We start from the raw sequence: 5,484 nt of genomic DNA, 5'->3' as shown, positions 1-5,484 counted from the left end.
GGCGCAACCCGATGTGTTGTGGGTGCAGCACCACTGCGGGTTGTACCGCTCCACCAACGCCGGTCACTTCTGGGAAGGCATTCCCGCGCCCGCGCCGTCCGGCTTTGGTTTTGCTGTGGCCTGTGACCCGCTGGACCCGCTGCGGGCCTGGTTTGTACCGGCACAAGCCGACACGCACCGCTATGCGGTGGACGGCAAGATGGTGGTGAACCGCACCGATGACGGCGGCACCACCTTCAAGACCTTTTCCCGTGGGCTGCCGCAGGCCCATGCCTACCACTTGGTCTACCGCCACTGCCTGGCGCTGGCACCTGACCGCAACACGCTGGCCATGTCGTCCACCACCGGCGGCCTGTGGATCAGCCCCGATGCGGGCGAGCAGTGGCATTGCGTCTCACGCGACCTGCCACCGGTGGCGGCACTGGGCTGGGTGGCATGACCTCACTCACACTCACCCATATCAACGCCAACGTGTACAGCGTGCACCTGGCTGACGGCTCGCACGTTGGCAATCTCAAGCGCATTGGCGCACTCTGGAAGTTCAAGGCCGTGGGTTATGACGCAAGCGGCGGCGTGGAGCCCGGCGGCGGGCCGTTCACCCTCTTGCACAACACGGCGCTGTCAAAACCCGATGTGCTGGAACTCAATGCCAAGCTGGGCGCTGGAAATTGACCTGCCATTGATTGGCACTCGGGCTTTGTGAGTAACATCAAGAACTTACCAAAAGTTTCAATTCATGCGACTCACCCAACGGACCGATTACACCTTGCGCGTGCTGATGTACTGCGCTGCCTGCGAGGGGCGTGCCAAACTGCCCACGGTCAGCGAGATTGCCGAGGCGCATGGTATTTCCCGCAGCCATTTAATGAAGATCGTGATGGATCTGGCCGGCCTTGGCTGGCTGGAAACCACCCGTGGCCGCGGCGGTGGCTTGCGTTTGCTGAAAGCGCCTGGCAGCCTGAGCCTGGGTGAGATCGTGCGCCAAACCGAAACCGACATGGACATGGTCGAGTGTTTTGACAAACACCTCAACACCTGCCGGCTGGATGGGTTTTGCCGACTCAAGGGGATCGTGAAAAAAGCGTCGCGTGGCTTTATCGAAGCGCTCAACGCCTATACCGTGGCTGACTTGCTGGAGCCCACCGCGGCGGCCCGGGGCTTCAAGGGACAACTGCCTCACCTGATCCCCTTAGAAAAGCACGAAAAAAAGACCGGCGCCTTAAGCTGACGGCTTCAATTGGTCGCGCATGCCTGCAGACATCCAGGTGCCATCATGCGCATCAACCATCAGGGACTCGACACCTGGCAGCCCGGAGAGCAAACGCTGGCCCTTTGTAGCGCCAACCAGCATCGCCGTGGCACCCCATCCATTGACCGCTTGCGGGTTGCGCGCCAGCATCGTCACGCCGCGAACACCCTGCGTGGGAAACCCGGTGTCGGGGTCGAGGACATGGTGATAGCGTTTGCCTTCGTACATGAAGGCACGCTCGTAATCACCGGAAGAAGCCACAACACCGTCACTGAGTTCCAGGGTGCCCAGCAGCCGCTCTGGCGAACGCGGGTCGCGCAGACCGATGCGCCAGTCGCGCCCCAGGAGTTGCCCAGTAACCAGCACGTCGCCGCCGCCGTTAAGCATGGCACCGTCCAGGCCGTGGGCCTGCAGCACCTGCATGCCGGCCTGAAGAATTGGCAACTTTGCCACGCCGCCAAGGTCAACCTTGGCGCCGGTTTGCAGCAAGCGCGCCTGGCGCTTGGCCAGGTCCAACTCAAGGTGCCGGTGGTTGACCAGCACACGTTCGCGCATCAATTGGGCGGCGCTGGGCAGCCGGGGACTGGCAGGATCGAAAGACCAGCCCTGGTAGCCGCCTATCGTGATGTCAAAGGCACCGTCACTGAGTCGTGACAATTGCAAGCCGCGCCGGAGTACCGCCATGGTCTCCATCGAGACGTCAACGGCCGCCAAGCCGGCGCTTCGGTTCAACGCCGAAATTTCGCTGTCGGCGCGGTAGCGGCTCATCAGGCGCTCCAGCCGCGCCATTTCGGCAAAGGCCAGCGCCATCGCCTTGCTTGCCTGGCTGCCCTGGGCCACGATGTCGATCCGTGTTCCAAGCAAGTCGCGCGACGCGCGTTGGACATGCGGGCTGGCCAGCGCCGGACGAACAAACATGCCGGTCGCAAGCAGACCGAGCCTGATCAAGCAGCGGCGGCGGTCAAGCAAGGAAGGCATCATCATGGCAGCAGTTAACGTGACAAAGACACCATGTGATCGACCGCTGCCTTGACTTCGTCCTCTGTCAGGTTAACGCCACCCCCCTTGGCCGGCATCATGCCCTTGGCCCCGGTGAATCCTTCGATCGCATGCTTGTAAAGCACATCATTTCCCTGGGCGATGCGTGGGCCCCAGTCGGCCTTGTCGCCCGGCTTGGGTGAACCGGCCACGCCCGCCGCATGGCACAGGGCGCAAACACTGCCATAGACTTTCTTGCCAACTGTATTTTCTGCGACCTGAACCGGGGCCGGAGCCGGAGCCGCAACTGGCGCTGCTGGCGTGGCAACAGGAGCGCTGCTTTCCTTTTCTCCGCATGCTGCGAGTGTGGCCGCAAAAGCGAGGGCCAGGAGGAGTTTGGTGTTTTTCATGGGTTTTCCTGTCAATAACAAAGTGGGGTTAAGGTAAAAGTCTGGTGATGATTTTAATATACAAACTAAATGAATCTTTGATTAATTTATTCAAAATCAAACAGCCAATGCATATTCAGCCCTCGGGATGCGCATGGGGTGTCAACTTTTGCAATCCGGGCGGCAGGGATTGGCGCAATGCTCACATCCGGGTGTCGTGCAATGCACCACCGCTCAGGTCCACCATCTCGGGCTTGATGTCGGCAAACCGCAACATGCGCCCACCATAGGTCTGGACGAAGTTTTGGGCGGAGGTTTCGTCGGCAAAGCTGGCCGCGGTGGGGCCCATTGATCCGTGGCGTTTGCTGCCGAGCACAAAATAAGCGTTGCGGGCCACGATCCACTGCCCCTGCGGGCGGTCCCAGTCCGCCTTGCCCATGTCTTGCACATAAGCGGCACGCACGGCACGCACCTGTTCCGGTGCGAGCAGCGTCGACAGCAGCTCGACCGTGTCGCAAAACCAGTGGACCTGCTTGTCGTGCGCATACAGAATTTGACCTTTGGGGCCGGGAAAATCTGCCAGCAGCATGCCATCCAGCGAGCAACTGGCCATATTGTCCATTTCTGCGGGTGGCTGATCGCCTGATGCACCTTGGTCATTGGGCTTGCAGCCGGCCAGGCTGAGGGCCGCGAGGCCGGCACAGCCGCACAGCAGGCGGCGGCGATTGAGTGGGAAATCTGTCAGTGATGTCATGGTCGGAACCTCCAGGAAGCAAGGGCAAGCGGCCCGACAATCCAGGCCAGCATGGCGCCCCCCATCAACCAGGCTTGGCCCAGTGCGGGTGGCACGATGCTGGCCAGACCGTAGAGCCTGCGCACGTCGTCGAGTGAAAAAACGTTAAGAATGCGAAAAATATCGGCCGGATTCAACAGCAGCAGGTAGGCAAAGGCATCACCGCCCAGTTCGCCGCCGCTGGCCACCAGCAGGCCCAGCAGCAACAGGTCGAACACCAGCACCAGGGCAAACCAGAGCGCAATCGCCAGCCCGGAGGCCCGGGTGCGGTCGCGTGCCAGCACCGACAGCAACATGGCCAGGCTCAGAAAGGCCAGGCCCAGCAACACCGAACTCAAGACAAAACCCAGGTAGTGGTAAAGGCCGGCAAAGCTGAACTGCTGGAACAGCAGCACGGCCACCAGGGCAAAACCCGCCACAGTAGAGAGTGTCAGGGCCCCGGCCAAACCGAGGTACTTGCCGAGCAACAATTCGAGCCGGGTGATGGGCAAGGCCAACAGCAGGTCGAGCGAGCCGCGCTCGCGCTCACCCACAATGGCGTCAAAGCCCAGCAGCAGCGCGATCAAGGGGATCAGGTAGATCACCAGACTGACCAGGCTGGCGATAGTCAGCTCGATCGAGCGCGGACCAATTTGCCCCTGCACGGCAGCACCAAAATAAGTGATCAACAGTGAGAACACGGTGAACACCAGCGCCACCGCCAGCACCCAGCGGTTGCGAAAACGGTCGCGAAATTCCTTGCCGGCCAATGCCAGAACCTGGCTCAGTTGCAGTGCGGCGCTCATACTTCTTCCCTCAGTCCAAAATACACGTCCTCCAGCGAGGGCTCCAGAATTTGCAGGTCATGCAAACCCGCTGGCGCCAGCAGACCCAGCAAAGCCATCTTGTGCTCACGGGCACAGCGCACCTCCAGGGTGTCGGGTGAGGCCTGGTGGGTTGAAAGCACGGCGTGATTGGCATCGCGTTGCAGCGCCGTGGCGAGTTCGGTGAGCCGGGTGGCATCGCCCGTCACACAGAGCCGAATCGGCATACGGGAATGCTCGCGCAAGGCCGCCACGGTGCCCTGCGCCTGGATGCGGCCATTGCCCAGCATGGCGAGCGCGTCAACACGCTGCTGCAGTTCCGCCAGCACATGGGAGCTGATGACAATGGTGACCCCCTGGGCGCGCAAGCTTTCGAGCTGGTCATAAAAGTCACGAATGGCGCTGGGGTCAAGCCCGGTGGTGGGTTCGTCCAGCAGCAGCAATTGCGGGCTGCCAAGCAGGGCCTGGGCAAAACCCAGGCGCTGGCGCATGCCCTTGGAATACTCCCGCACCGCCCGACCGGCAGCCGCTTCCAGCCCCACCTGCGCCAGCAGAGGGGCGCACTGGTTTTTGGGCGCGCCCTTGAGTTGGGCAAAAAATTCGAGTGTTTCCAGGCCCGAGAGGTTGTCGTACAGCACCAGGTTTTCCGGCAGGTAGCCAATGGCGCGCCGGGCATTGCGAAAGTCGGGGCCGTCCACGGCAATGCCGTTGACACGAATGTGGCCCTGGCTTGGCGTGATCAGCCCCAGCACCAGCTTGAACAAGGTGCTTTTGCCGGCGCCATTGTGGCCAATCAGGCCGAACAATTGGCCCCTGGGCACCTTGAGGTCGATCCGGTCCAGCGCCAGCAGCGGCTGCCCGCGCTTGCCGTATTGCTTGCTCACGCCGCTGAGGTTCAGGGCATCATCGGAAATGCTTGTCACGCCATTCACTCCAGTTTTTGTTGAAAGGCACCATGGCCGGATGTGGGTCGACCACACTGGGCACGCGCAGCACGGGGAATTGCTGGCCCAGCAGGCGCAGCGCCTGGATCGCCGGGCTGCCCAGCAGCAGCTTGACAATCGGGTGCCGGTATTGCAGGCGGTCGACCAGGTCATTGGCCTCGTAAGGCAGGTCGCCGACACCGTTGCCGTCGCGGTCCCAACCCAGGTAGTTGCCCCAGTGGTTGCCCTGCCCCGGCTGTTTGCCGCCCCAGTTTTCGTCCTTGGCACCGACATAACGGACCTGCTCGCGGTTGGCAATGAAGTCGTTGCCCTCAACCTTGTTGCGGGT

Annotated in this window: 8 protein-coding genes and 1 pseudogene; 3 read left to right on the top strand and 6 right to left on the bottom strand. The window is 61.8% G+C overall.

From position 1 onward, the window contains the following. The 3 genes and pseudogenes from NDI87_RS16175 to NDI87_RS16165 all read left to right on the top strand — a co-directional run. Positions 1-439, top strand: a pseudogene (locus NDI87_RS16175) (exo-alpha-sialidase); the annotation flags it as partial. After that, on the top strand, positions 436-672 hold the full coding sequence (locus NDI87_RS16170) for a hypothetical protein (protein ID WP_296276527.1): 237 nt from the start codon (positions 436-438) through the stop codon (positions 670-672). The pseudogene NDI87_RS16175 and the gene NDI87_RS16170, both read left to right, overlap by 4 nt. A gap of 64 nt (positions 673-736) precedes the next feature. Next, positions 737-1,228 (top strand): Rrf2 family transcriptional regulator, encoded by a 492-nt coding sequence (locus tag NDI87_RS16165; RefSeq protein WP_296276525.1) that lies wholly within the window; start codon positions 737-739, stop codon positions 1,226-1,228. Here the strand turns inward: NDI87_RS16165 and NDI87_RS16160 are convergent. The 6 genes from NDI87_RS16160 to NDI87_RS16135 form a co-directional block, all read right to left on the bottom strand. Beyond that, positions 1,220-2,167 carry an FAD:protein FMN transferase gene (locus NDI87_RS16160; RefSeq protein WP_296276524.1) on the bottom strand — a complete coding sequence of 316 codons (948 nt, stop codon included), beginning with the start codon at positions 2,165-2,167 and terminating at the stop codon, positions 1,220-1,222. The genes NDI87_RS16165 and NDI87_RS16160 overlap by 9 nt on opposite strands. 74 nt (positions 2,168-2,241) lie before the next feature. After that, positions 2,242-2,637: a c-type cytochrome gene (locus tag NDI87_RS16155; protein ID WP_296276523.1), complete on the bottom strand. Its 396-nt coding sequence runs from the start codon at positions 2,635-2,637 to the stop codon at positions 2,242-2,244. A 181-nt stretch (positions 2,638-2,818) separates the two neighbouring features. Beyond that, a complete protein-coding gene (locus NDI87_RS16150) occupies positions 2,819-3,370 on the bottom strand; it encodes a nitrous oxide reductase accessory protein NosL (RefSeq protein WP_296276522.1) in 552 nt (183 codons plus the stop codon). Continuing rightward, a complete protein-coding gene (locus NDI87_RS16145) occupies positions 3,367-4,194 on the bottom strand; it encodes an ABC transporter permease subunit (RefSeq protein WP_296276521.1) in 828 nt (275 codons plus the stop codon). Before NDI87_RS16145 ends, NDI87_RS16150 begins: the two co-directional genes overlap by 4 nt. Next, positions 4,191-5,144, bottom strand: a complete 954-nt coding sequence (locus NDI87_RS16140; protein WP_296276520.1) for an ABC transporter ATP-binding protein — start codon at positions 5,142-5,144, stop codon at positions 4,191-4,193. Before NDI87_RS16140 ends, NDI87_RS16145 begins: the two co-directional genes overlap by 4 nt. After that, positions 5,116-5,484: NosD domain-containing protein (locus NDI87_RS16135; protein WP_366029082.1), on the bottom strand; the 369-nt coding region annotated here is incomplete at its 5' end. The genes NDI87_RS16140 and NDI87_RS16135, both read right to left, overlap by 29 nt.

Origin of the sequence: Rhodoferax sp., assembly GCF_023701345.1 — a bacterium.
Lineage (GTDB): Bacteria > Pseudomonadota > Gammaproteobacteria > Burkholderiales > Burkholderiaceae_C > Rhodoferax.
This window is presented reverse-complemented; position numbering and strand designations above follow the sequence as displayed.